The 25,360-nt window shown below is 62.9% G+C and carries 21 protein-coding genes; 6 read left to right on the forward strand and 15 right to left on the reverse strand.

The genetic code is table 11. The features are described from left to right. Positions 1-137: 137 nt before the first annotated feature. The 4 genes from RID42_15915 to gspD all read left to right on the forward strand — a co-directional run bounded on the left by RID42_15915 (position 138) and on the right by gspD (position 4,384). On the forward strand, positions 138-1,175 hold the full coding sequence (locus RID42_15915) for a PilN domain-containing protein (protein MEQ8249166.1): 1,038 nt from the start codon (positions 138-140) through the stop codon (positions 1,173-1,175). Further along, positions 1,172-1,720, forward strand: coding sequence for a type II secretion system protein GspM (gene gspM / locus RID42_15920; GenBank protein MEQ8249167.1), 549 nt, complete (start codon positions 1,172-1,174; stop codon positions 1,718-1,720). Before RID42_15915 ends, gspM begins: the two co-directional genes overlap by 4 nt. Before the next feature lie 10 nt (positions 1,721-1,730). Beyond that, a complete protein-coding gene (locus RID42_15925) occupies positions 1,731-2,183 on the forward strand; it encodes a hypothetical protein (GenBank protein MEQ8249168.1) in 453 nt (150 codons plus the stop codon). A gap of 68 nt (positions 2,184-2,251) precedes the next feature. Continuing rightward, complete coding sequence (gene gspD / locus RID42_15930; protein MEQ8249169.1) at positions 2,252-4,384, forward strand: type II secretion system secretin GspD; 2,133 nt, start codon at positions 2,252-2,254, stop codon at positions 4,382-4,384. 25 nt (positions 4,385-4,409) lie between these two features. On the opposite strand, the gene RID42_15935 is transcribed toward gspD, so the two are convergent. The 10 genes from RID42_15935 to RID42_15980 all read right to left on the reverse strand — a co-directional run bounded on the left by RID42_15935 (position 4,410) and on the right by RID42_15980 (position 13,960). Then, the gene (locus RID42_15935) at positions 4,410-5,588 is read right to left on the reverse strand and encodes a PPC domain-containing protein (protein ID MEQ8249170.1); all 1,179 of its coding nucleotides are present in this window, start codon (positions 5,586-5,588) and stop codon (positions 4,410-4,412) included. 3 nt (positions 5,589-5,591) lie between these two features. Next, complete coding sequence (locus tag RID42_15940; protein MEQ8249171.1) at positions 5,592-7,487, reverse strand: hypothetical protein; 1,896 nt, start codon at positions 7,485-7,487, stop codon at positions 5,592-5,594. Positions 7,488-7,593: 106 nt separating this feature from the next. After that, a complete protein-coding gene (locus RID42_15945) occupies positions 7,594-8,469 on the reverse strand; it encodes a type II secretion system protein GspK (protein ID MEQ8249172.1) in 876 nt (291 codons plus the stop codon). Then, a complete protein-coding gene (locus tag RID42_15950) occupies positions 8,466-9,080 on the reverse strand; it encodes a prepilin-type N-terminal cleavage/methylation domain-containing protein (GenBank protein MEQ8249173.1) in 615 nt (204 codons plus the stop codon). The genes RID42_15945 and RID42_15950 overlap by 4 nt, the downstream gene beginning before the upstream one ends. Beyond that, positions 9,073-9,498 (reverse strand): type II secretion system protein, encoded by a 426-nt coding sequence (locus RID42_15955; protein MEQ8249174.1) that lies wholly within the window; start codon positions 9,496-9,498, stop codon positions 9,073-9,075. The genes RID42_15950 and RID42_15955 overlap by 8 nt, the downstream gene beginning before the upstream one ends. Next, entirely contained in the window at positions 9,458-9,916 is a 459-nt protein-coding gene (locus RID42_15960) for a GspH/FimT family protein (GenBank protein ID MEQ8249175.1), read from the reverse strand. The genes RID42_15955 and RID42_15960 overlap by 41 nt, the downstream gene beginning before the upstream one ends. Further along, positions 9,897-10,328: a type II secretion system major pseudopilin GspG gene (gene gspG / locus RID42_15965; protein MEQ8249176.1), complete on the reverse strand. Its 432-nt coding sequence runs from the start codon at positions 10,326-10,328 to the stop codon at positions 9,897-9,899. Before gspG ends, RID42_15960 begins: the two co-directional genes overlap by 20 nt. Beyond that, positions 10,312-11,556, reverse strand: coding sequence for a type II secretion system F family protein (locus RID42_15970; GenBank protein MEQ8249177.1), 1,245 nt, complete (start codon positions 11,554-11,556; stop codon positions 10,312-10,314). Before RID42_15970 ends, gspG begins: the two co-directional genes overlap by 17 nt. Then, positions 11,556-13,208 carry a GspE/PulE family protein gene (locus RID42_15975; GenBank protein MEQ8249178.1) on the reverse strand — a complete coding sequence of 551 codons (1,653 nt, stop codon included), beginning with the start codon at positions 13,206-13,208 and terminating at the stop codon, positions 11,556-11,558. Before RID42_15975 ends, RID42_15970 begins: the two co-directional genes overlap by 1 nt. After that, positions 13,205-13,960 carry an A24 family peptidase gene (locus RID42_15980; GenBank protein ID MEQ8249179.1) on the reverse strand — a complete coding sequence of 252 codons (756 nt, stop codon included), beginning with the start codon at positions 13,958-13,960 and terminating at the stop codon, positions 13,205-13,207. The genes RID42_15975 and RID42_15980 overlap by 4 nt, the downstream gene beginning before the upstream one ends. 78 nt (positions 13,961-14,038) lie before the next feature. Here RID42_15980 and RID42_15985 point away from each other — a divergent pair, with 78 nt between their 5' ends. Beyond that, on the forward strand, positions 14,039-14,410 hold the full coding sequence (locus tag RID42_15985; GenBank protein MEQ8249180.1) for a hypothetical protein: 372 nt from the start codon (positions 14,039-14,041) through the stop codon (positions 14,408-14,410). Positions 14,411-14,577: 167 nt separating this feature from the next. Then, the gene (locus RID42_15990) at positions 14,578-15,924 is read left to right on the forward strand and encodes a multiheme c-type cytochrome (protein MEQ8249181.1); all 1,347 of its coding nucleotides are present in this window, start codon (positions 14,578-14,580) and stop codon (positions 15,922-15,924) included. A gap of 12 nt (positions 15,925-15,936) precedes the next feature. Here RID42_15990 and RID42_15995 read toward each other — a convergent pair whose 3' ends face one another. From RID42_15995 to RID42_16015, 5 genes are all read right to left on the reverse strand, one after another. Continuing rightward, complete coding sequence (locus RID42_15995; GenBank protein ID MEQ8249182.1) at positions 15,937-17,100, reverse strand: serine protease; 1,164 nt, start codon at positions 17,098-17,100, stop codon at positions 15,937-15,939. An 81-nt stretch (positions 17,101-17,181) separates the two neighbouring features. After that, a complete protein-coding gene (locus RID42_16000) occupies positions 17,182-20,991 on the reverse strand; it encodes a hypothetical protein (GenBank protein MEQ8249183.1) in 3,810 nt (1,269 codons plus the stop codon). 10 nt (positions 20,992-21,001) lie between these two features. Beyond that, entirely contained in the window at positions 21,002-22,828 is a 1,827-nt protein-coding gene (locus RID42_16005; GenBank protein ID MEQ8249184.1) for a hypothetical protein, read from the reverse strand. Beyond that, complete coding sequence (locus RID42_16010) at positions 22,818-24,797, reverse strand: heme-binding protein (GenBank protein ID MEQ8249185.1); 1,980 nt, start codon at positions 24,795-24,797, stop codon at positions 22,818-22,820. The genes RID42_16005 and RID42_16010 overlap by 11 nt, the downstream gene beginning before the upstream one ends. Continuing rightward, positions 24,794-25,288 (reverse strand): hypothetical protein, encoded by a 495-nt coding sequence (locus tag RID42_16015; protein MEQ8249186.1) that lies wholly within the window; start codon positions 25,286-25,288, stop codon positions 24,794-24,796. Before RID42_16015 ends, RID42_16010 begins: the two co-directional genes overlap by 4 nt. Positions 25,289-25,360 lie beyond the last annotated feature (72 nt).

Consider the following 25,360-nt stretch of genomic DNA (forward strand, 5'->3'; position numbering starts at 1 on the left):
CCTGGGGCATCCTACTGAAAACCGGGCGTAAAATGCTTCCTAACAACATTACACGCGAGAACGGCCGGGGGATGCAAATCGGCAATCCGCGTGGCCCCCCTCGCATGGGCACCCTATACTCCCGGCCGGAGCCGTACATGACGACAATTCGCCTCATTTCCTCGTTTCTTGATTGGTGGGGGACCGAACTTTCGGGCCTCCTACCGGCTGGCTTGCGGCGCGCCGTAGGTCTGGAGCGGCGCCCCCTCGTCGTACGGCTAGAGGGACGCACCGTCGAGGCCCACCTCGGCGGCATCGACGCTGGCACCATCGTCGCCGCAACCGAGGTGACCCCGGAAGACTGGGGAGACCTGGGCGCGAACTTCGCGCGCGCCCTTCGCGGTCTCGACCCGGTGACGGTCGACACGACACTGCGAATCGGTGCGACGCAGGTTGTGCGGCGCCACTTGCGGCTCCCGCCAACGCCGGACCGGGACTTGCCCGGCCTGTTGTCGTTTGAGATCGAACGCCACACGCCGTTCAAACCCGAAGAGGTGTATTTCACATTCTCTCGCCACGGCGGCGATGTCGATGCAACCAGCGTTTCGATCAACGTCGCGCCCCGCCGGGTCGTCGATCCGCTGATCGACAGTTTAACGCGTATTGGATTTGCCCCCGCGCGGGTCGTGTTGGGCGACGACGACCGCCGCGCCGTCGGCGGGATCGGCGCACACCGGCGGCGCGGCAGGCTTTCGGTCGTGGGTGGCACCCTCGCCATTCTTCTCGTTGCGGCGATCGTGTCTCCCCTGCTTCGACTTGAGAGTATTGCCGGCGATCTGGCGACCGCCATCGGCGCGACCAAGGCCGGCAACGAAACGCGCAACGATGCGGCAGTCAAGGGTGTCGCCGCGGCTCGTTTTCTTGACAATTATGCGCGCGAACATCCGTCGTCGCTCGCCGTCCTCAACGAACTCGCCGTGCGGCTGCCGGACGGCACGTGGCTCGTGCAGTTCAACCAATCCGGCCGCGCGGTCACCCTGGAAGGGCAAGCGGAATCGAGCGCCGACCTCGTGCCGAGGCTTGAGGAGTCGCCGCTCTTTACGAAGGTCGACTACGACGCGCCGGTGACCAAGGAAGGTACGGGTCGCGGCGAGCGTTTCGCTTTTTCGCTTGAGATCGCCGAGGACGCTCCGTGAAACCCGGCTCTCCTGCCTCTCGGATTGCGGCCCTGGCACTCCTCATTGCGGCGCTGGCAATAGCCTACGTGGTCGCGGGCTGGCCCGTGCAGCGTGGCTATGAGCGGACACTGAGCGCAATCGGCGACCGACGCGTCGCGCTTGAGCGCCTCGCCGGTTCGAATGCGCGCGACAGCGCTGTGGCTACAGCGCTGCAAAACCGCCCGGATTCCGGTCTGTTGGTGGAAGCCACCACCGACGGCAGCGCGGCGGCGCTGTTGCAGACCCACCTCCAACGGTTGATCGAAGACCAAGCGGCACAGCTCGTGAGTATCGAGGCACTGGAAGGCGAAACCCAGGGGGCATACCGCGCGGTCCGCGTTCGCGCCCAGTTCGCCATCGGCCACGACGGTCTGGGGCACGTCCTCCACGCCCTCGAGGAAGGAAGGCCGGTGGTGTTCTTGGACAATCTCAGCGTCAACGCCCGTTCTGCCCGCGCGTTCGGGGTTGAGCGACCGTTGGATGTCCAGGTCGAGTTGACCTCCTTCCGCGCGCTCGAGAACTAAGGAGCTAATCGTGCCACGCCTCCTCTTTAGCCTCCTCGCCGCCGCGCTTTTTGCGATCGCGACCGGGGTATGGGCCATCCCCGCGGACGACCTGGGTCCAGCCGCGCGCGACGATACCGAGATTCGCGTGGTGCCCCCTATCCGCCCCTTGTTGGCACCGCGTCCGATCGAGAACTTCGCCGCGCTCGCCGAACGGCCGCCGTTCAGCGCCTCTCGGCGTGCCCCAAACGCCGAACCAGGGCGTGACCCCAACTTGATCCTCGGTCGCTATCGGCTCGCCGGTGTTATCGTCGCGCCGGCGGCCCGGTCTGTGATTTTGAGCGCACCCGACGGTCGTGCGCTTACCCTCGCCGAGGGTGAGACGGTCGATGGGTGGATCGTCGATGAAATCTCGCCTGAACAGGTCGTTTTCAAGGCCGGCGGGCGACGTCAGGTTTTCGACGTTTCGCCGACCGGTCGCTAGAAACCGCCGGCATTGATTCGTTATGAACCGCTTCGTAGGGTACGACGTGTTTGAGGGAGGACTGGGACGTGCATAGGAGACTGGCTTTCGCCGGAGCGGCCGTCCTGTTTGCCGCCGCGTGCACCGCCCAGCCGGTGCGGGACGTTTCGGAAATCCCCGCCTCGATCCCCGAGACCGGGCCGCGCGTTGCCCAGAATCAAACGACTCCAGCACCCGTTGCCCAACCCGCGTTCCCGGGGTCCAGCGGCGCGGCGGTCGCACGCCAACCCCGTATCGACGAGCTCTACCCGGCGCGCGCTGCCGCATCGGCGGGCGGCGGTACTCAGCCGCTGCGCAATGCCGAAGGCGACATCACTCTCAGTTTCGACAACGCGGACGTGCGTGAGGTCGCTCGCGTCATCCTCGGCAGTCTGTTGCAACTGAATTACATCGTCGATCCGAGCGTGTCGGGCGCCATCAGCCTTGCTTCGGGTCGCCCGCTGCGGCGCGAAGATCTCCTGCCGACATTGGAGGCGATTCTAGCGAGCCAAGGCATTCAACTCGTCAACTACGGCAACGTACTGCGCTTGAGCCGCCTGAACGACGCCCAAGCCCGCGCCGGCGGCGGGATCGGTTTTGGACCCGGCACTGCTTACCGAGTCTTCCCGCTTCAGTACGTCGCCGCGGCGCAACTGCAGACGGTATTGGCGCCACTTTTGCCCGACGGCGCTATCCCGGTTGTCGACGCGGTTCGCAATTTGATCGTTGTCGCCGGCGATTCGACGGTCATGCGTCTTGCCGCGGGCACAATCGAGATCTTCGACATCGACCGTATGGCGACACAAACCTCGGCGATCATCACCTTGCAAGACGCCGACGCATCGGTCGTTGCAGCCGAACTGACCAACATCTTTGCGGCGACCGGATCGCTGTCAGGCAGCGACGGCGATCCCGGCGCCCTGCAATTGATCCCCATCGAACGGCTGAACGGCATTCTCGTAGTCGGTCAGAATCGCGACTTGGTCGAGGATGCCCGCGAGTGGGTATTCCGGTTGGACCGCAAACGCGACCCTGCCGAACGCCGCGTCTTCGTCTACTACGTGCAGCATGGCGGGGCAGAACGGATCGCGACAGCGCTCAACGAAATACTTGGCGGCAGCCCGGAGAACGAGGCCACGACCGAAGGGAACGACGCAGCGGGGACACCTTCCGGGCTCCTAGATACGAACCTACGGATTTCGGTCGACGCTGAGAACAATGCGCTTTTGGTATCGACGACAACGCCCAACTTCACCTTGATCCAGGACGTTCTACGCCGGCTCGATATCCAACCGCTCCAGGTGATGATCGAAACCAGTATTTTCGAAGTATCGCTGCGGGACGATCTGAGGTTCGGCGTTCAATACGCTATCAACAACGGTGGGATCGGAATCGGCGAGGGCGGCAGCGCGTCCTTCACCAATGGGACCAACACCGTTACCGGCCCGGGATCGGTAGTGACGCCGACGATCAATCCGGTACTGGGGGCGATCGGCACATCGACGACGGTGGGCGGCTTCAACTTCACGATCGAGGGCGCGTCGGCGACACGGTTCATTATCGACGCGCTTTCGGATCTCACCGAAGTCAACATGATCTCGTCGCCGAATGTGATCGTGCTGAACAACAACACAGCTTCGCTGAACGTCGGCGACGAGGTTCCGATTATCACGCAAACAACGACCAGCACCGTCACCACTAGTCCGTTGATCGTAAACACCGTGCAGTACCGGCCAACCGGTGTGAGCCTCGAGGTCACCCCGCAGGTCAACGCCAGCGGCATGGTCACGTTGCGGCTCTCCCAGGCGGTTAGCGATGTGCGGGTGACGACGTCTTCGACCATCAACTCGCCCACGATTCAGAACCGCAGCCTCCTGAGCACCGTTTCCGTGCGCAGCGGCGACACGGTTTTGCTCGGAGGGCTGATCCGTGAGACTGCAGGCGACGGTCGGACGGGAATCCCGCTGCTCCACGAACTCCCCATCGTTGGAAACCTGTTCGGGCGCACCGCCGAAACCACTCAGCGCACGGAACTCGTGATTCTCATCCGGCCCATCATCATCTCGACACCCGAAGAGGCAACCAGCGTCACGCAATCGATGCGGAACAAATTCCTGTCGCTGGTCCGCCAGGAGCGCGAGGGCATTCGCCAGCCCCGCAACATCCCGGGCGCCGGACGCTAAATCCGAAAGAAACGCTACGGCGCCGTTATTGTAGCGACGCGCTTACAGCGTAGCTGCCGGTACCGCCGCAGCAGTGCGCGACGCTGACAAAATACGTCCCCGCCGCAACCGCGGCACTCAGGCGCGCGTTGTACCAGTTGGCCGAATCGTCGTCCTCGGCGACAACGTCGCCGAGCGCGTTGCGCAGGGTGAGTTTGACGTCGGTCGACCCCGTGGTTGAAAGCACGAGCGTGCCCGGCAGATCGGCGTCGACGCGGAAGGTATCGATGTCCCCGCTTGTTTCGATTCTCCCCGTCGCAGCGCCGTCCAAAGTCGCCGCGCTAGCCGCCTCTCCGGCATGGTCGTCGTCGAGCGCATCGAGCGTTCCGCTACCGGGAAGGAGTGCCACGCTTTTCGTCGCGCCGAGCTGCTCGACCACATCGACTACTTGAACGGCGAAGTCTTCGACCGACCGAAACGTCTGGGCCGCGTTGAAGACGCTCAACACGGCGCGTCCCGTCGGTGCGGCTGGTCCGATCGATACTTTCGCGACGATGGACGTCGCATCGATAAAGGTCACCCGATGTACCGTAAATCCAATGGGAACTTCGACCACCGGTATCCCGCCGGTCGAACTGAAACCCTCGGCCTCTAACGTCAACGACACCGTGGTACCGCGAGGAACGAAAGCGATGAGCTCGATAAGTTCCCGGTAGGCGATTTCGGCAATACAGGCCACATCGCTGCACCCTGCCGATGGCGCTTGCGAGACTGCGTCGCGCACGGTGCCCGGCAGATCGTGGGCGCCATCCACCAACTCACCGAGGAAAAACGCCGCCGCGGCGCCCGCGTCGGCAAACCAACGCCCACCCTCGCCGTCCAGCCCAACGTAGACGCGACCGTCGGCGCGTTCGACGATCCCGCGCCGGTCCGACGCGCCACCCAGCGCGCGGAATAGATCGACCGTTCGCGCCATCGCCCGAACCAATGCTTGGTCCTGCGCCGCCAACCCCGTCACGTCGGGCGCGTCGCTGAAGTCGATGAAGCGCGGCCCCATCGACCCGGCGCCGTCGGCACCGGACGCCAAACCGGTTACTTCGTTCGAAAGTTGCCTCACATAGCCGCCATAGGGCGCCGAATCACCCCGTGCAACACCTGCCGCATTGGCACCGTGTCCGAGCGCCACGAAGATTGCAGCGATGACCGCAAAACGAAATGACATCATCGCCTAGCCCACTACCTGCATGCACCGCTTGGGTACACGGATCGAGGTGCCGCGCGAGAACCAGGTTAGGAACGTATTCCCGGTGCAGGTTGACCGCGTAATCCCGATCTGGCCGAAGCCGTTGATCGTGATGTCGGTCACCTCGACGCGCATGAACTGACCTTCGTCGAAGGTGACAAGGCCGCACCAGCGCGCGTCGTTGGCATACAACCCGTTCTGCGAACAAACCGTTTTGTTGATCAGTACCGATTCCAGTGCCAGGGCCGGATTGCCGACCGTTCCAGCCGGCGGTAGGCCGGAGTAGCGCGGGGACGGCGAATTGGCCGACACGACGTACTGTTCTTGCGGGACCGGGGCGATGGCGGATTGATTCTGTGCAACCTGAACGGTTCCGCGCGATCCGGCCAACGATTCCAAGCGTGCATTGGCGAGGAGCGCCGCCGGCGCCGACGGGTAGGTCACCAACAGATCATGGTATTGCCGTTCGGCTGCTGCGTAACTTCCCTGGAGTTCCAACTGGTAGGCCGCCGCAAACATAGCATCTGCATCGCGCACAGGGGACGCCCCCGACGCCGCGACCGGCGGCGCGGGTGTAACGGCCACCTCGGCAACAGGCGCCCGAACGACGAGCGGTTGAACGCCACTTTGGCGCGCCGCGTTCGCGCCAATCACCCACGGGCCGTCGCGCCCCGCATATCTTTGCGCCAGCGACCCGCTGTCGTCGCGTTCGATTCGCAAGGCCCCGGTGAGTCGGGGCGCCGTTAGCGCAACCGGCTCCGCGCCACCGGTTCGCGCAACTTCTAACTGGGTCGGTCGCCCGTCGCCGGCGATCAGCATCGTCCCGGTCGCTGCAAACGACCGCTCAGGCGTTGTCGCGACTGAAACCGGCGCAGCGGCGGTCACGACGGGCAACCGTGGCGCGGGCGGCGGATCGACCTGAAGCGCTGCAAGCTGCATGCGTCCACCCAACGCTTGGGTTACGTGGGCCGTTCTTTGCGCGTAGGCGCTTTGATTTGGCTCGGACGCTGCCGTCGCGACGGCGATCTCGCTTCGCGTCGCGCGCGTCGGCGAGACCGCGACGGGCGCCCGTTGCAGGGTGTCACCGACATCGGCACGCGCGAGTTGCACGACCGGGACCTGCTGTGCGGGCGCCGGTTGGGCCGCCAAGAGGGCAATGGTGTCACGTGAAGCCGCCGGCGCATCGGCTATCACCTGACGGTTCGCCGACGGCGACGATGCCGAAACCTGCGGCGACTGACTTGCCGCCTGTGCCAACACCACACCTGGGTACGCCGAGGCGCGTTCGTTCTGCCAGCTTTGGACCTCGGCAACGGTCATTTCCGATTCGTCCAAGAGGTCTCCCATGCGGTAGTTCGCACGCACATGGGAACCGGCGACCCCGATGATCGTGAAGGCCCCGTCGCGGATACCGTCCGCATAGCTCCCGACGATCACCTCGCCGTCGGGATACGTCGTGATGACCTCGCCATCGAACTCGCCCGCACGAAAGGTGCCTTCGTTGCGCTCAGATTCGATACCTTCGATGTACCAGACCAACGTTCCCCTACCTGTGAGGCGCCCGTCTTCGCATGTACCGAACCAACGAATCTCTTCGTCGGCGCGGGCAAACGGGTTGCTCGTTGCGCATTTCGATACGGGATCGACGATCCAACCGGGTTGTCCGGCGACCACAGCCAACGGCCCATCGCCAACGCCTGCGCCAAGCAAGGGCGCCGGGACAGGCTGGCTTCCACTACTCGCTACCGGGTTAAGTCGCGGGGCTTCGCTCCCTGGGGTCACTAGGTCGGCAATCCGGTCCATTCCCGGTAGGCCACCCACAAAGGAACACCCTGCCAGTGCCAGCGTCAGCGCACCGGCGGCGATTAGCGGCCTCATCATCCCTCGTTTCCCCCGCCTTGTAGCGGCTCCTAGACCTCAAACAACCGTTAGAATATCAGGGAATACCGGAAACTCACGCCCTTGAATTGGCGGAATCCCGTGAATCCTAACGGTCATTACGTTCCCACGTCCGAAACAACAGGGGCAACCCGCCGTCGCCGGTGAGCCAGGTGATGGCCCGCCACGAAATCGCCCTGTCCTGGGATTGCGCCGTGGCCGTGATTTCGACGGCCAACCCCGGCGATGCTGCGATGTAGCGGTCGCCGCCGGGCAGGTCCGGCGAAGCGCCGCGCAGACCGCCAGCGATAAAGCTTTGGCGGGCCGTTAGGAAGGTTGCGCGGGCGTCGTCGCCGACACCGGGTATCGAGGCCAGCACCGCCTCCGATGCAGCCATCGGATCGATTCCGGCATTGAGACAATCGACGGTCACGTCCGGGCGTAGCGCCTGCATCAGTCCGGCATCGACACCGACGATCTGCTGCAGTTCGGCGACCGAATCCAGTGGACCGTTGCGCGCGCCGTGGGTTCGTCCGGCGGCGCGATATTGCGCATCCTCGGCCCCGCCCATCGCAACGGACGAATCCGGATCGCGCCAGTCGAGAATCGCCGCTGCAGCGCTGCCGCCGTGGAAGTCCACCAGCCGCCCCAACAGCTCACCCCAACCGGTGTTGAGATCGACCTTGCCACATTCGTCCGTGAAGTCGACGCGGACTTCGACGTCATCGAAGGCGACAACCGTGCCATCGGCAATGAGTGGGTCAACGCCGGCAAGGAGAAGAAGCGCACCGTGGACGACGCCCGCCTGGGCGCGGGAACGGGACTGCGCCTCTTCAATCAGGTGGCGCGCCGATGCCAGGTCCGTGCGCACCGTACCGGCGACCACCGTAGCGAGACCGGCCAGAAGCAAAGTCGACCACAGGACCACCAACAACGCCGATCCGCGTTGTGGATTGACCCGATCTTTACGAATTCGACCTGTCATCGCGGTTGCTCGCCAAGTCGTGGCGCGATGACGATGGCCGGCCAAATGGCGCCGTCGGTGCGAGCGGCACCGAGTTCAATACGAACGAGGTCGGGGAGCGATTGCGCCGCGGTCCAGGTATCGTGCCACATCGGCTCGCCACGGTCGGCGCGACCGAAATAGGAAAAGCGCACCACACCGATGTCCCGCGCAATCACATCGCGCGTGGCGGAGACGCCATCGAAGCCCGGCACCCTGCCTTCGGTGAGAGTCCGCGCCAGAACCAAGTCCGTTCCCTCGCGTTCGACTACGAGTTTGTAGAGGCCCCCGACGTCTGGATAGGCCGGCAGGTCGGCGACGAACGCTAGGCGACCGGCACGTCCATCAAAAGCGATGACGCTCCCGCCGCGGTCGTCGGTCCAGCGAATCGGACGCGCTGCGGCGATACGCTCGCGCAGGAAAGCCTGGACGCCGCGAAGCTGGTCGAGTTGACTAGCGCGGGTGGTTACGCGGTCAGTACCCATGAGCCCGATCCTCAGTCCACCGCTTAAGGCAACGACGACGAGTCCAAGAAGCGTCAAGCCCACCAGCAACTCGATGAGCGTAAACCCGCGCTGCCCGCGCTTACTCATTGCCGTCCCGCTTCGACACCTTGAGCGTCCGCAATGTGACGGAATCGCGGGGATGGCGATCCCACGCGACAGTGACCTGAATGTCGTAAGCTTGCACCGGAAGTCGCGCTAGATCCTCGACCGAAAGCCCTCGGTAACGTTGAACCTCCGCGCGCCACGACATGCCGCCTCCGGCATCGCCGCGCTGGGTGCCTGCCCGCAGCGGCAATGCCGTGCCGAATGCTTCAAGCGTCGATTCCGCCGAGACGAGCGCCAAGGTCAACCGTTCGGCCCGGTCGCTGCCGTCGAAGGCGCCACCGAACAGACGCAACGCCGCCACCAGGACGAGGCCGGTAATCACGAATGCGACCACGACCTCGACAAGCGAAAACCCCGCCTCAGGGCGCTTGGCGAACATGTCCGGTGATCCAATCGACATGCACGCTCCGCGCGGCGGTGCCGCGGCGAAGCTGAACCGTTCCGCCGGTCGAGCGACCGTCGGCAAAGAAGCGGATGGAGCGTGTGCCCCGGTCGCCAATTCCGGCTGGCGGTACGTCCACCGAAATCGAGACGGCACCGCCAAGGGTATGACGCCGCTCGCCGGCCTGCCACTCCGACGGATCGTGGACAACAAAATCGACAGCGCGGCCCGACCCGACCGCTTCGGCCCGCGCCCCCCGGAGCGCCGAGACCAGCGCCTGATGCTCGCTGCCCAATCGGGTCACGCCAAGCGCGGCTCCAAGCGGCGGTGCCACGACCGCTGCCGCCAATGCAAGAATAGCCAAGACGACTAGGAGCTCGATCAGGGTAAATCCAGCGTTCGTCTTACGGCCGTCCCTAATTCGAAACGTCGGCATTCTCCCCCTCGCCGCCCGGCTGACCGTCGGCGCCGAGAGAAAACAGCCGGTACGGCGCGCTCCCCTCACCCGGCGAGACATAGCCGTAAGGGCGTTGCCAAGGGTCCAACGGAATTGCCTCGCCGCGTACATAGGGACCGTTCCATCGCGTTGCTCCGGCGGGCGGCGTCACCAAGACCGTTAACCCCTCCTGTGTTGCCGGATAGCGCCCGACATCGAGCTGGAAAAGATCCAATGCCGTCACCAATGTCTCGATTTGCAGCTTGGCGACATCGGATTTGGCGCGAGACAGAAAGTTTACGGCGCGCGGCGCGACGATGCCGATAATCAATCCAAGGATCGCCAGAACGACAAGCAGTTCGATCAGGGTAAAGCCGCGTTCCTTCGCACGTCGTCTAGAGGGCAAGCGCATTGATCCCCGCGATGGCTGATACAAGTGACAAAATAATCGCGCCGACCACGACGCCGATGACAACGATGAGGCTTGGCTCGAGGATCGCCACGAACCGTTTGATGGCGGTTTCGGCGTCCGCCGCATTGGTCGCCGCCAACCGCTCCAACATCTCGACCAATCGCCCGCCTTCCTCACCAACTCGGAGGAGTTCGATCGCGATCGGCGGAAAGATTCCGTCCCGCGCGAGCGCGGCGGCCAGGGTCGACCCGCCTTTGACCGCGTCGATGGCGTGCCTGATCGCTTCGGCAACCGCGCGATTTGCTGCGGCGTCGGCGGCCAAACGCAGGGCTTCGGGCAAAAGCACGCCATTCCCCAGGAGCGCCCCAAGGGCATGGGCAAAGCGTTCAGTTTCAATCCGGCGAATGACGTCGCCAACGAGGGGGGCGCTTAGCGCAAGACGGTCGACGCGCAAACCGAACGCTCGGCGACGCCGCCCGACCCTGATGTAGAGCCAGCCGCCCAATGCGGCCAACAATACGAGCCAACCGTAGTCCACCACGAAGCCCGACACGGCGACGACCGCGCGCGTTCCTCCAGGCAACGGCACCGCAGCTTCGCGGAACAATTGGTCGAATTGCGGCACGACGTAGACCAACAGGACCACCAGCGAAATCAGCGCGGCGAACGCCAGCAGTGTTGGATAGATCAGCGCCGATTGAACCGACGTCACGAGACGACCCATCCGCTCTTGATACCGCGCCAACGATTCCAATGCCCCAGTCAGCTGGCCACCCACTTCTCCGGCCCGCAATGTGGCGCAATAGAACGGCGAGAACACCTCCGGATGCGCCGCCGCGGCGGCGGCGAGGCCCTGCCCCTCGCGAACCCGTTGGCGCATGGTCTGGGCGACGCCGGCCAAGACAGCGTCGGTTGTCGTTTGCGCGAGCAGATCGAGCGCCCGGTCCACCGATACATCGGCGCCGACCATGGTTGCCAATTCGCTGGTAAAGCGAAGGCGCGCGGCACGGGCCGGCCCTCGGGCACCGAGAACATGAAAGGCACCTTGGCGACGCTGTGCGGAGGCGGACCCGACCGACGGCCTAGGGCCATCATCCGGCGCGATACTCACCGGCAGCCGATCGGCCATACGCAACTTGGCAATCGCGGACTCCCGGTCCGGCGCCTCTATCACGTCTTCGCTGACGGCACCGTCGTTGCCGACTGCCCGGTAGCGGTAGCGCGCCATCAGTCTTCACCCACCGCGCGCAAGACTTCGTCGATCGTCGTCACGCCCGTCGCAGCTTTGCGCAACCCGTCACTGCGCATCGATGTGGTACCGGCGGCGCGAGCGAGACGCGCGACCGCCACCGCATCGGCGCCGCCCAGGATTGCCGCGCGCATCGCGTCGTCGATAACGACAAGTTCCGCAATCGCCTCCCGCCCAGCGAAACCGGTATCGCCGCACCGGTGGCAACCGCCCGCTTGATAGACCGTCGCTGTATCGTGCACGAATCCCGGGTCGAGGGAGCGCAACGCTGCGACACCTCCATCGTCCGGTACGCGGCACGCCTGACACAACGTGCGCACCAGTCGTTGCGCCATCACGCCGCGCAACGCCGAGGCCATCAGGTAGCGCTCGACTCCCATATCGGACAACCGGGTTACCGCGCTTGCCGCGTCGTTTGTATGGAGCGTCGAGAGGACAAGATGGCCCGTCAACGCAGCTTGGATCGCCATCGCGGCAGTGTCGAGATCGCGAATCTCGCCAACCATGATGACGTCGGGGTCGTGGCGCAACACCGACCGCAGGACGTTCGCAAACTCTAGCCCGATCCGTGGGCGCACTTGCATCTGGTGCACGCCGGGCAGTTCGTATTCCACCGGGTCTTCAACCGTGATCAACTTGCGCGCAGGATCGTTGAGCTGCTGCAACATCGCGTACAGCGATGTCGTCTTACCGCTGCCGGTCGGCCCCGTTACCAGGAAAATGCCCTGGTTGGCACCGAGAACCTTGCCAAGCCTGTCACCGACAGCGGCAGCGAACCCGAGCTGCGGTAACGTCAGCGGGGCGTTGGCTTTATCCAATAGGCGCAAGACGACACCTTCACCGTGCATTGTCGGCAGACAGGACACCCTGACATCGACCGACCGACCCTCAACGTTAACGCGGCAACGCCCGTCCTGAGGTAAGCGACGCTCGACAATATCGAGGTTTGCCAAGATCTTGACCCGGCTGACAATCGCCGCGTGGTCCTCCGACTGCAGCAAGTCGACATCGTGCAATATCCCATCGATCCGGTGGCGCAAACGTAAGCCCCCGGCCTGGGGCTCCATATGGATGTCCGATGCCCGGGCCGCTACGGCCCGTTCGAGCAACTGGTTGACGCGGCGGATCACCGGCGCGTCGCTCGCCATTTCGCGCAGGCGTTCGATGTCGTCGCCCCGGGCCGCGACGGGAACGGTTTCCGCGGGCGCGGCCCCGTAAAGCTTCTCAAGCCAACGATCCAATTCCGCCGGCACCGCGACCGCCGTACTTACCGGTTTACCGAGTTGCAACGCCAGCGCCCGCCGGGTCTCGTCGTCCGTCGGATCGGCCATCGCGACCACAACGGCGTCGGCTGTACTGCGTAGCGGCAAGACGCGGTAGGTCCGCAGGAAGTCGGGCCGCAGCTGATCGACGAACAACGCGGCGGCGGGATAGTCCCGCGCCTCGGCAAGGGGCAGCGACATGCACTGCGCCAGTCCGCGCGCGACCTCTTCCTCTGCCACCAAACCGAGACTACAAAGGATGCGATGAAGCGGCTCACCGCTCCCCTGGACGACAAGCTCGGCCCGCGCCAGATCCCGCGGGCTCAAGGTGCCGCGATCGAGGAGAATTTGGGTCAATTGCGCGGTCATGCGATCACAATTGGCCCATGCAACACAGTGATCCAAGTTGCCGCCGCGAGGTAGGGGCCGAAGGCAATTTCGACGGCGCCAATGCCCGCGCGCCGGCGCATGATCGTCGGCACCGCAACCACCAAAGCCGTAACGCTCGCGGCGAGAACGATCCCCGGCAGGCCGACCCACCCGACCCAGGCGCCCGCGGCCGCGAGAAGTTTGGCATCGCCCAATCCCAGGCCATCACGGTGCCGCCACCGCCGGTAACCCACCGCAAGTGTCGCGAACAGGGCGAACCCGATCGCCGCGCCCAGGAGGGATTCGATCAACCGTCCGTCAAATCCGGCAAGTCCAACGCCGACAATGAGAATCGGCAAGGTCAGTAGATCGGGTAGCAGCTTCGTGCGGGCGTCGATCACCGCCAGCGCCAGCAGGGCCCACCCTAGGACACAGACCAGCGCGAGTTCGACGCCGGAAAACGCGAGGGTGGCCCAGATGCCAACACCGAGTGCTGCAACCTCGGTCGACGGGTAGAGGAGCCCGATCTCAGCGCCACACCGGCGGCACCGGCCGCGTAGCGCGATCCAACTGACCAGTGGCAGCAAATCGCGCCAGGCCAAGGTGGCATGACACGAGCGGCAAGCAGAACGGCCACCCACGACGGAATCGCCTGCGGGCCAGCGGAGCGCGAGGGTTCCCACGAAACTACCGACGAACGGGCCGGCCGCGATCAGGAAGACCGCGAGCCAATCGGTCGCAAACGGGGTCATGCGCTTCGGTCTCGGATTTGACCCTGGGTTTCGTATGTTGTGTTGTAAGCCACAACACATGGTATCCGAAAAACCGTTATGAACCGAGCGAGCCTAGCCCTCATTGTAGCGGCTGTTGCGACCGTGGGCCTAATTGCCGGAGGCGGCGCTTGGTACGACGCCCACACACGGGATTTGACCGCGGCCCCACCGACCGCAGCACCCGATGTCGCCGCAATGGAAGCCCGCATTCAGGTGCTCCAGGCACGGGTCGCCCGGGAACCCGCGGATGCCGCGAGTTGGCGCGAACTGGGCCGGGCCTATATGGATTTGGGCAGGTTTCTGGAGGCCGTCGAGGCGTGGAGCGTCGTCGCCGAAATGCGGCCAGGCGACCGCGAGGCAGCGGCCGCATTTGCCCGGCTCGACGATATCGCCCGGGCGCGTGGGCGGCACCAGGATCAGGCCCGATAGGGCCCGTCAAGGGCAATCAGGCTGACAATAATGTCGAATAAGTAACCCGAGTGACATAAGGTTGTTGTAGCAATGTCGGCTGACCGCCGCGCCCGGTGCGCGCAGAGGTTGGGACGGCGAAAAACCCGCGACCCATTAGGGAACGCAGGATTTCGAGGGGAGGCATTATGTTTGGTTGGGCGCGGACACTCGCATTCACGGTCGTCGCGGTATCGGGCTTGGCGTTAACGTCGCAAACCGGTTGGTCGCAGCAGCAGGCGAAGATGCCGCTTGTCGATGGCGAGTTGCACCTTGGGGTCGCATCGTGCGCGGGCAGCACCTGCCACGGCGCCGCCGCGCCGCTGCCAGGCTCCAATGTGCTGCAGAACGAATTCATTACCTGGCAGCAAAAAGATAAGCACCACAAGGCCTACGAAGTATTGCTCAATGACCGTTCGAAACGGATTGCCCGCAACCTCGGTCTCGACGCTGCCCATACCGCCAAGTTGTGCCTCGACTGTCACGCCGACAACCCACCAAGCGACAAACGCCACACCACCTTCCAAATCACCGACGGGGTAACCTGCGAGTCCTGCCACGGCGGGGCGGGGCGTTGGATCGGCACCCATATCGTGCCGGCGGCAACCCATGCCAACAACGTTCGTAACGGCCTATTCCCGACCGACGACCCGGTCGAGCGCGCGCGGCTCTGCCTGTCCTGCCATTTCGGCGATGAAACGCGTTTCGTATCGCACCGGATCATGGGCGCAGGGCATCCCCGGATGAGTTTCGAGCTCGATACCTTCACAGCCCTGCAACCGGCCCATTTCGTGATCGACCGCGACTACCGTCAACGCAAACAAGTTGCGGGTGGAATCCAAACATGGGCAATCGGCCAAGCGATGTCGATCAACGTCATGCTCGACACGATGCTCGACCCGGAACGCGGGGTTGACGGACTGTTCCCCGAATTGGTCGTGTTCGATTGCCACGCCTGCCATACGCCCATGAGCGCGCTGGATTGGGCACCGCGGAAGGGCACGGCCGCACTGGGACCGGGGACGCCACGTTTCAACGACGCCAATCTATTGATGCTGCAGGTGATCACCGACTACATCGATGGTGAACTGGGCAACCAGCTCCGCGCGAAGACCAGCGCCCTCCACACCGCGACCCGGAGCAACCACGCGGCGATGCTCGCCGCCGCTCGTGACCTGAAGCGGGTGACCGCTCAACTCATCGCCGCGTTTTCCAACCGGACGTTCAAGGCCGAGGACATGAAGGTGCTCTTGAACGGGATTATCGCCAACGGTCTCGAGGGTGAATACGTCGACTACGCCGGCGCAGAGCAAGCGGCGATGGCGGTAGGCACGATCGTTACGGCCATGCAAAACGCCGGCACCCTGAACAAGGATCAAATGGCCGGTGTCAACACAGCGCTCGACAAGGTCTTCGAAGCTGTTGACGACGATGAGAAGTACCGCCCACAGACCTTCATGGCCTCGTTGCGGGAATTCCAACAAAGCGTTCCGTAGAAGCGCGTTGGCCTAGGACGCACAGCTAATCCGCAAGGTATAGGCCGACCCGGTTTCGGTATTCGGACTCTCCGCGGCTCCGGCCTCTTCGTAGGGGACGCCGTAGCTGTCAAGGAACGCACGGATCGCAGCGACCCCGACTGCGGGCTGGGAGTCGACCCCAGTTTCCTCCCCGATCACCGCAACGACCGCGCCGCCGACATTCAACGCCGGCCCGCCTCGGGCCACCATCGGCGACTCCACGCTCACCCGCATCGGTCGGGCGATCGATGGTTCGGCCACGACCTCGCCCTTGATGAGGTTCAGGCTCGCGCCAGGCGAACCGCCGGCGGGAAACCCCATCACGACCACGACTTCCCAGCGTTCGGGGACCGTCGTCGCGAGCGGTGCTGCCCGGTAGGTCCCCGGTGGCAACTCGAGGACCGTCAGTCCTTGACTTGGATCGGTGGCAAGCTCACGTAACGCAATATCGCGGCCCTGCAACCGACCCTGCAAGACACCGCACCCTTCCACGACGCGAGACGAGGTCAACGCATAACCTCGAGTCGACACTACAAAGCCGGTACCGCTGCCTGGCGGCATCGACCGGACTGGGATGCGTCCCGAGGCCCGCGGCGTTGGCGTGGCCACCGCTTGCCGCGCCGACGCGCCCTGGGGCGACGTCGCTAGCGCGATGTCGCTTGCATTCGCCCGGCGACCGAGCCGCCCGGTATCGGGGAGGTTGCCGAGCGCCGCCCGGACCGCGCCGCGAAAATCGAGCGCAATGGTCCAATCGATGTGCTCTCCTTGCCCGGTATACAGCACCCGATCGGTGTTGATATCGGTGATGGCGCACTCGACAGCCCGCGATGTTCCTATGATCTTCACCCGCACCCCAAGGTCTGCGCACAGAACGGATGAAACCTGCCGGGCAGAGCCGGAAGCGAAAAGCCGCGAGGTGGTGTGCCCGGGCAGGACAACATACCCTTTGCTCACCAGAACCTCGGCGATCGTGTCCTTCGTAAACTCATGGCTTTGCGGGGACACGATCGCAAACGGTCCGGCACCGGAAGACCCACCGCCGGTTACGGCCGGGGGCTGATAGGCAGCGCCGGTTCCTTGGTAGGTAATTCCCTCGCAGGCACCGACGAAGACCGAAAAAATCAGCACGAGCCAAGCGGCCTTGATGCGACCCACGGTCTCCCTCCCTTGGGAAGAATCGATGGGTGAGGATAACGCCTAGAGAACGATCCTCAAACTGCCGATGGCGATCCGACTCTACTGAACGGCGCGCCCAGAATCTTGCGCTTGTCGTCGCGGTTTGGCCGGAACGAAACCCCGCATTTGAACCGCATCCTCGACAGACCAGATACTGCCATCGGGGTTCATGAACAGTTTTTGCTGTTCTTTCAGGTTGAACGGCCGCGACCCCAACCGACCGAAGACCGCCATTTGTCCGCCCGTTTCATCGACGCCGCGGTCGCGGTCTAACCCCTTCGACATCGAAAGGGCCGGCCATTTGGTGGCGTAGGTCGCGATGAGTTCAGGCTTCGGATCGGGGCTGAACCCATAGAATCCGGGCTGACTTTCCGGCGACGTCAACTGGATCACCCGTAACCCGTTTCGTCCGTCGGCAACATACGCGAATGCAGAGGCATTGGTGTGCGCCACGACGACATCGTGGGCGTCGTCGATCTGGCCATCGGCAGTAAACGTCCGATAGACGAAGGGCACCTCGGGTTTCTCGACGTCGACGATCACGAGCCCTTCCTTCCCCGCCGCGACGTAGGCAAAGAAACGCGCGACGTAGACTCGTTGAGCGTCGACAAGCGGAATCCGGGCATCGGTTATGCGCGGCCGGTCGGGCAACGTGACATCGACTACCGACAATCCGTTGGCATCGGTGACAAAGAGATAGCGGAACTGGAGCGCTGTCGCGCGGGCATCGGGCAAATCGATTGTCGCTGCCACGATCGGCTTGAGCGGATCGTCCAGGTTCAACACGACGACCCCGCGCGGCGTCGAGACGTAGACCCAGTATCCGGCGATGGTCGCGTGACGGGCGCCGTTGAGGATACCGCCTTCATTCCACGTCAACGCGCGGGTCAGGAAATTGTCGCGCGGCTCACCGTTCGCCAGCGTGTTCACGTCGGTGAGAATCAATCCCTCCTCCGCGTCGGTGATGAGCGCATAATCGTAAATCGGGTGGAACGGCTGTTCCTCGTTGGTCTCGAGCATTAACGCGCCCTTATTGCGATCGGGATGAATCGGTTGGTTGGTCGGCAGGGCAACGCAGGTCGCATTTCGCGACTTCACTCGTACGTCGTGCCCCCACGGCCCGAAGGGGCCCGATAGAATCCGATCCGCAACGCCCTTGTTGCCGATGGAGGCTATATCGTAGGCGATCATGCCGTCGGAACCCTCGGCGGTGAAGAGGTACTCGCCGCGCATCTGCAGGCATCCGGTGCGGTTGCCCTTTTGAGTATACGCTTCGTTCAACTGACGGTCTCGCGCGAGATGATCGCCGTACCAATCGGGAAAGGCGTAGCGCTGCAAAAACGACCCAATGACGGCTTGGGGTTCGTCATACTCGGTGATCCGCACACCGGTCACGCCGCCAGCGCCACCAACCCAAGCGAAGGGCGTCATGAAGTTGATGTAGTTGGTACCGTGCAGGAGAGTCTGGGCAATGATCGCGTTGTTGTCGTTAGCCTTGCTGACATGGCAATCCGAACACCCCTTGGTCTCGGTCTTGCGTGCGGTGTGCGCAAAGTGCGGCGCAAAAGCTTGGCTAGAATAACCGCTCGCCGCGATCGGCGGTTGGGTTATGTAGATTCGCTCACGGTTGATGTTTTGCGAGGACAGCACGAGCGCGGAGGTCGAGCGGATTGGGGCGATTGTATTGCCCTTGACCGTGCTGTGGATGCCAATCTGGAAGATCTGGTCGCGCACGACCTGCGGATTATAGGTGGCAAAATTGCGCGACACCCCGCCTTCGAAGTGATGACGTTCGCTCAGGCGGTTCGCTTGAATCGGCAAATGGCACCCGCCACAGGACGTCGTCCACGCCAAGTGACACGTGTAACACTCCATCTTGTCTTCTACGTCGTGGGCGCGATCTTCTTTAGCGACGCCGGGGCCCCATTCCTGGGTTGCCGTATTCTTGGAGACAAGTTTGGCGCGGGCAGCCTTGGCGTTGAAGTGCGCATTGTCGGGATCGACCGACTCCTTCACCAGGCTCATTTCCCATTCTTTGCTTGGATCGACTGCCGAGCGTTGCATCAGTTTGCAACCGGCTTCGTGGTTCTCGGTGCCGCAGTTGCCGCCGCCAACCCACTCGAAGCGCTTGCGGCCGTCCTCGACGCGCAGCAAAGACAAATCGTTGCCCCGGGGCGGCGCCGCCGGGCCGCTCGTCCGCAATGTCGGGTAGGCGTCCGGCGTGCCGTGACAATCTTTGCAGCGGATTTCGATGGCCGCCTGGACTTCGCCGTAAAGGTGGCCGTTACCGTGGGAATCTTGCGAAAAATGACAATCGACGCACTGCATACCGATTTCGGCATGGATCGACCGCATGTGAACGGCCTTCTTGAACTTGTCCGGGTCTTCGTGGTCAACCTTGGCACCTTCCGCGTCCAACAAATTGCCCTTTCGGTCCTTCTTGAAGACCGCGCGGAAGTTCCAGCCGTGACCATGGTAGTCAGCAAACTGCGTGTTCTTGGCTTTGGGGTTGATGTCGGTCCACACGTCTTTCAAGAACTCGAGGTCGGCCCAAAGGCCGCGGAGCACGGCCTCTTCGGGGTTGCGGTCGAGAAGCTCCATCTGTTCGTCCGACGACAGGTAACGCTGCTCTTCGGGGAACATCAGAGGGGCGTCGGATTCGTAGTCCCACATCGTGTATCCGAGGTAGGAGTTCACGAAAACATTCGGCTGGTGCATGTGGCAGACCATGCACTGGCTTGTCGGAATTGCGTTGGTGAACGCGTGTTCGATCGGGTGGCCAACTTCCTGCGCCGGAATTGTCGGATCGACCGTCTGGGTCTTACCGGAATGACCGAACTTCGCATAAGGACCGGAATGGATTGGATCGCGGTCGTTGGCGTACACCACATGGCATGACGAGCACCCCGACGACCGGTAGTCGCCGGGTTGATCGTTGGTCCCGAGAAACCATAGGAACGGATCGTTTAGTCGCGTTTTGGTGATGTTGATAACCGGAACCGCGATCCGCAATCCGGTCCCGGGCCCACGGTTCGATTGACGAATGTCCGGTCGTCCCGGTTCTTCGAGTTGCTGCAAACGGCCAACCGAGTTCGGATTTCCGATCTCGGGAAACAGATTGACGATGTTACGTCCGCCGCGTTCGAAGATCCGGAAGATGTCGCCGGGTGGGATCACCTCCCATGCAGGTAGCGGCACGATCTGCGGCAGGATGCCCTTTGCAATCATCCGCTCGTCGGGCGGCACAGCGTTTTCAATGATCGCGGGCACACCCTCACGGGTATAGGCCTCACCCAGGATATAGCGCTTGAACGGCAGGATGCCGTTGTTGTACGCCGCCCCACCCCACAGCATTGCGCCCGTGGACATTAAGCTACGCTCGACTTTGGCGATCTGGTCGAGATGACATGCCCCGCACGCCTCGCGCGCAATCCTCAGGTCGCCCGGGTTGACGAACCGGATGTACTCGGGCGATTCGCGATTCAGCAGCGTGTAGCTGCGTTCGGGATTAGCCGAACTGGGATGGTGCCAGGTTTTGGGATAGCGCGGCTGAACATGGGCCCGCGTGATCGCGTCGCGGTCCTCGATGGATGTCGCTTTCACACTGGGGTCGCCGCCGTGACAGTCGACACAGCCCAGGATGACTCCCGGCGTCTTGTGCATGGAGAACGAATCTGTGCGCGTATGACAGGTGATGCAGCCGACACTCTTGGCCATGGCCTGTTCGGGTAGTTGCGCCCGCGGCGCCGGCGCGGTCGGCACATAATCGATATGACGCGGGTGCTCCCCCTCCGCGGCTTGCACGCTAGGCGTCGCAAGGACGATCAACGCGAGGAAGCCAACGGTCAGTGAAAAGAAGGTACGCGCCATGCTCGGTGTCCTAGAAACTCAGGGTGCCGTTGGCCAGGATAGAGTAGAGGATCTCGTCGTCGCCGCCCTGGGACGTCGCGAACAAGTCCTTGAAACCCGGACCCGGGACCAGTGCTGCGGCCGACAGGCGCATCACGATATTCTGAATAAAAAGCGGTCGCCAAATGACCGCGGCCGACAGGTCCCAACCGATCTCTTCGTCGATTTCACCCTGGTTGCGCAAGACCTGGAGGTTCGAGGTGTCCTCAAAGCGCAAGTTGTTGAAATTCGTGGAGATGCGCACCTCGGGCGAGACATCGAAGTCGGTGCCGAGTCCGACAAGAACGATACCCGGATTGTTAAAATTCGATTGGCCATGCTCCTTCGAGGTTCGCAGCTCCGCCAACACCCCGTTGCGCTGGGTCAGTTGAACCCCGCCGCCGCCGATCAGGGGGATACCTTGGCGGATCCAAAAACTCGTATCGCCGCCGGCAAACTGCGGGTTTTCGAACAACGCCGAGAAGCCTTCCTCCTTCTTGTCGAAGGGGTCGCTGTCGCCACTGGCCAATAGGAACGAACCGCGCACGCGAATCCAATCGAAATCGAAAGACGGTTCCGCTGCGAAGAAGTAAGCGCGGATGTCCGCGTTGTCGTCGATCAGGTTGCCGTTCAGTTGATTGTGAGTGTCCTCGCCGAAGGCGTAATAGAACGACGTGGTGAGCTGGGCCCGACCGACGCGACCGTCGCCGTTGTAGCCCAAATATGTGACGTTGTACTTATGCAGCCGCTCGTCGCCGAACGATGCTGGCCGTTCGATAAAGTTGTTCTTGTTGAAGAAGAGCTCGCTGTCCTCGTCGTTGCGGTTATGCAAGATCGTGAATTGCGACACGAAGCCGAGCCGCGGCAGGTCCTGGAGATAGAGGTTTGCGACGAAAAACTCGTCCTTGCGGATCTCCTCACCGAAGTCGTTAAGCCCGGAGTTGGTGTCTTTCTCGATTCGCCGGAAATAACCCAGGTTGTATTGAAAGAGGTTGTTGTCGCGGTTTCCGAAGATCCGGAAGCCGAGTTGATTGTCCTGGAAGAGAAATCCGCGGAAATCTGTCGAGAACGGCTGGATGCCAATCCGGAACGAATCAAAATCGAACCGGCGCGACACATTGCGGATGTGGTAATCGAAAAACGCCTCCTGAATGCCGACATGCACATCGTTGCGCACCGTGCCGTCGCGCGGGTCGCGGCGCAGGACAGCGCGTTCTTCGACTTCGGCGCGGGTGAAGTTGAAGACCGGTGTAAAACGAAACTCGATATCGGGCGGACGGTAGGCTGTGTCGCCCTGCAGGAACGAAAGACTGACTACAAGGTTTTGCAGGTAGAAGAGCTGTTCGCCTTCACCGAAGGTGTCTAGTGAGCCTGGTTTTTGCGAAGAGTTGGGGCTGATCGGAGTCGGCAACCGCCGCGGTTCGATGACGGTGTCCGAGATCACCGCTAGATTGAAGAAGAAATCCTCGGTCCCCGGAATCGGACGATCCGCTTTCAGCGTGTTCTGATTGTAGGGATCCCAAAAATTGACTCTAACGCCCAGGTTGTCGATCAGGCGCCAGCGGTCCGGCACCGGAATGAACTCGGATGGCAAATTGGGTTGCGGCGGCCCGACGCGCGATAGATCGGCTGGGGGAATCGGCGCGATTGCTTCCTCGCTGCGCTGAGGGATGCGCCGACTGTTGTTCTGGACGAGCACCGGTTGTTCGGCCGGTTCTACCGCGCGCAAACGCTCCTTCCCGGCCTCGGCCGGGGCCACCACCGCCAGCAGGCCGGCGGCAATCGCACCCGTCAGCGTGAGGTGAGTTCTATTTCCCATCGCACACATTATTTTGGCGCGATCCTAGGAACGGCTTGAAGGGGCAGTTCACGTAGCGCAAAAAGCCCCCGGACGCGCGCAGTTGATCCGCACGCCGCGCCGGCGGCGCATTGCCGACCCCGGTACCCAGCGCTAAGCCTGCGTTGTGAAGTCCAAGGAACGATACCATGTCGTCCTGATCGATCCCGTCACCGGAAACGCCGATTCCGCCGATTACCGAACCATTGCGATAGATCGGCACACTTCCCGGAAATATCTGAAAACCGTTGGAAATGCGGGTGATGAGCGTACCGGCTGTTGCGGTAAACGCCGAACAGGTCGCGCCCGTGTCGTTATTTGCGCCACCGACGTCGGTATAGAGCACGTGGGTGGCGATATTGTCGAGGACAGCGTCTAGCTGGAGGCCCGTGTTAAACGGGCTCCATGTCGCGATCGGGTAGCTCAGCGGCCCGTTGCTCGCGCCAATAATGCCGTCTGGCAAAAAAGGCCGCGCGAGGTTACCGCCGGATCGGTCCGCGAACGCCGTCCCGTCCTGCAAGGCATTGTTGCCCAGTACACCGCGAACCGCCGTTACATAGTTCGCAATCGTGACACCGTTGGCGTTCTGGCCGGCCGCCGTCCCGCCGACGGTTGAATTAAAGGTACCCAAATAGGTGCCCGCGGTACTGCTTGAGAACAACGTGGCGGTACGCGCTTTTTGCAGCGACACGTCGGTTCCGAAGATCGGTCCGTCAAAGGTCCGCGCTATCCCCAAGATATTGCCGGCGCCGTCCACTACAGAAACAGTCACCTGCACTTGGCTCGACAACGGGCGGCGAATTTGCGCCCTACTGGCGAAGGCAACGGTCAACGCGCTGCGAATAATCTGGCGAACTTCCGCCGTCGTTAACCCACCTGCGGCGGTCGTGGGGCTAATACTATCGCGCGGGCGAAACCGTGCCGCCGGCGGCGTTGCGCCATTAAACAGCACGAACACGACCCCGCCCACACCGTTGTAATCGCCATTGGGATCGGACGCGAAACCCGATTCAGCATTGCCATAGGCCGTCCCAGCAATCAGGGCCGCGCCGGCATAGTAGCCGTTGACGGCAACCAAATTTCCGCCGGTACCGTTGGCGAAGGCCGGTGCGTTGGCAGGATTTCTGATCAGGACGTTCACATCCTGATCGACGTACCGCAAACTCTTCCCTTCAACGAAAATCCTGTTCGCTCGGATATCGTCGGGCGGAGCAAAACCGGATTGCCCAGCCAGCGCGACGATTTCCTCCGTATCGAAGTCCCGGTCGATCACCGAGTTGTCGATCGTGTAGGTGCCGTTGATCTCGATCCCAATGCCACCGACCACCACGCCAGCCTTGTAGAGCGGCAATCCGCCGGGGTCGGCCGATAGTCCAAGCGGCGACCGCTTCGGGCCCGCCGTGGCATCGACGAATCCCGTCGGGTTCCCGTTGGTAGCAAAGCGAACAGACAAATCCGAACAGGGCAACTGGCTGAACTGAACCCCGAAAAGCGGGCCGCTCGGCGCAAATCCTTCGCCGGGATTGAAGTGTTCCTGAACGATCTGGCTTGCGGTCCGGGTGGTGAATGCGTTCCCGCTTGACGACAGGTAGGCGCCGGTGATGGCCTTTGCGATCGCGGCGAGACGGGTCGTCGGCGACCCCGTCGCACCTAGATTTGTGAAAGTATCTTGAACTTCTTCGAGTCCATTGGTCCGGGCGATTCCTTTGCCGCTCGTGACCCGAAGACGGGCGGTCGCACCGGTCATCTGAAACACAGCCAGAACGTTGCCAACACGATCGACGACGGAAATCGTCGCGGCGAGGTTCCGAGCCTGCGCCTCCTGCGTAGCCTGGGAAATAATCCGCCCGACCTCGGCAGTTGTTAGCGCCTGCTGAGATACTTGCGCGAGCGCCGCCGGCACGAAGGCCATCACGGCGCCTGCCACCAGAGTCGCCACCAGCCGTTTCACGAACCATCCCCCGACTTGGGCACGACGCCGAGCGTGCCGAATTTAAGAACGTCGCCCGAACGGTATCCGACGACAAAGGTAATCCCTTGGTTGTCGGCTGAAATGGATCCATCCACGATCTTGAAAACGATCTTGCCGTCTTTGGCGGCGAAGCCGTTATCGATCAGGTCCGTCACAGCGCCGCTCCACGGGACCCAATAGCCGTTGTTCGTGCGTTGACGATAATCGCCGCCGCCGATGACGGCCCAGACGTGGGTCGAGGCAACAGCGTCGCCGCCAACGTTCACCACGATGCGCAAATCGTCCAGAGAACCCGCCGACTGAACGGTGCCGAGCGCAGTACCGCCCTCGGTTAAGGTATGCACGGCCTCCTGCGCAACGGCAATGCCGGTTAGTGTGAACACGACCGACAGGGCCGCGACGACAGCGACAACCCGCCGCGAGGCCAGCCCAACCTTCGATCCAAGCAATGTTTGCCGTGGGTCTTCCATTAACACGCCCATGCCGTCCACTCTCGATCGCCCGGCTCTAGACCGTAACGGCGCTTCCCGATGCGCGGGTCG

This window comes from Alphaproteobacteria bacterium, assembly GCA_040216735.1.
Lineage (GTDB): Bacteria > Pseudomonadota > Alphaproteobacteria > SHVP01 > SHVP01 > CALJDF01.

Bases quoted from the DNA above. Each gene is read 5' to 3' on its own strand.
- RID42_15915 (MEQ8249166.1), top strand. From the start codon at position 138: ATGACGACAATTCGCCTCATTTCCTCGTTTCTTGATTGGTGGGGGACC.
- RID42_15935 (MEQ8249170.1), bottom strand. From the start codon at position 5,588: ATGATGTCATTTCGTTTTGCGGTCATCGCTGCAATCTTCGTGGCGCTC.
- RID42_15940 (MEQ8249171.1), bottom strand. From the start codon at position 7,487: ATGATGAGGCCGCTAATCGCCGCCGGTGCGCTGACGCTGGCACTGGCA.
- RID42_15945 (MEQ8249172.1), bottom strand. From the start codon at position 8,469: ATGACAGGTCGAATTCGTAAAGATCGGGTCAATCCACAACGCGGATCG.
- RID42_15950 (MEQ8249173.1), bottom strand. From the start codon at position 9,080: ATGAGTAAGCGCGGGCAGCGCGGGTTTACGCTCATCGAGTTGCTGGTG.
- RID42_15955 (MEQ8249174.1), bottom strand. From the start codon at position 9,498: ATGTCGATTGGATCACCGGACATGTTCGCCAAGCGCCCTGAGGCGGGG.
- RID42_15960 (MEQ8249175.1), bottom strand. From the start codon at position 9,916: ATGCCGACGTTTCGAATTAGGGACGGCCGTAAGACGAACGCTGGATTT.
- gspG (MEQ8249176.1), bottom strand. From the start codon at position 10,328: ATGCGCTTGCCCTCTAGACGACGTGCGAAGGAACGCGGCTTTACCCTG.
- RID42_15970 (MEQ8249177.1), bottom strand. From the start codon at position 11,556: ATGGCGCGCTACCGCTACCGGGCAGTCGGCAACGACGGTGCCGTCAGC.
- RID42_15975 (MEQ8249178.1), bottom strand. From the start codon at position 13,208: ATGACCGCGCAATTGACCCAAATTCTCCTCGATCGCGGCACCTTGAGC.
- RID42_15980 (MEQ8249179.1), bottom strand. From the start codon at position 13,960: ATGACCCCGTTTGCGACCGATTGGCTCGCGGTCTTCCTGATCGCGGCC.
- RID42_15985 (MEQ8249180.1), top strand. From the start codon at position 14,039: ATGAACCGAGCGAGCCTAGCCCTCATTGTAGCGGCTGTTGCGACCGTG.
- RID42_15990 (MEQ8249181.1), top strand. From the start codon at position 14,578: ATGTTTGGTTGGGCGCGGACACTCGCATTCACGGTCGTCGCGGTATCG.
- RID42_16000 (MEQ8249183.1), bottom strand. From the start codon at position 20,991: ATGGCGCGTACCTTCTTTTCACTGACCGTTGGCTTCCTCGCGTTGATC.
- RID42_16005 (MEQ8249184.1), bottom strand. From the start codon at position 22,828: ATGGGAAATAGAACTCACCTCACGCTGACGGGTGCGATTGCCGCCGGC.
- RID42_16015 (MEQ8249186.1), bottom strand. From the start codon at position 25,288: ATGGAAGACCCACGGCAAACATTGCTTGGATCGAAGGTTGGGCTGGCC.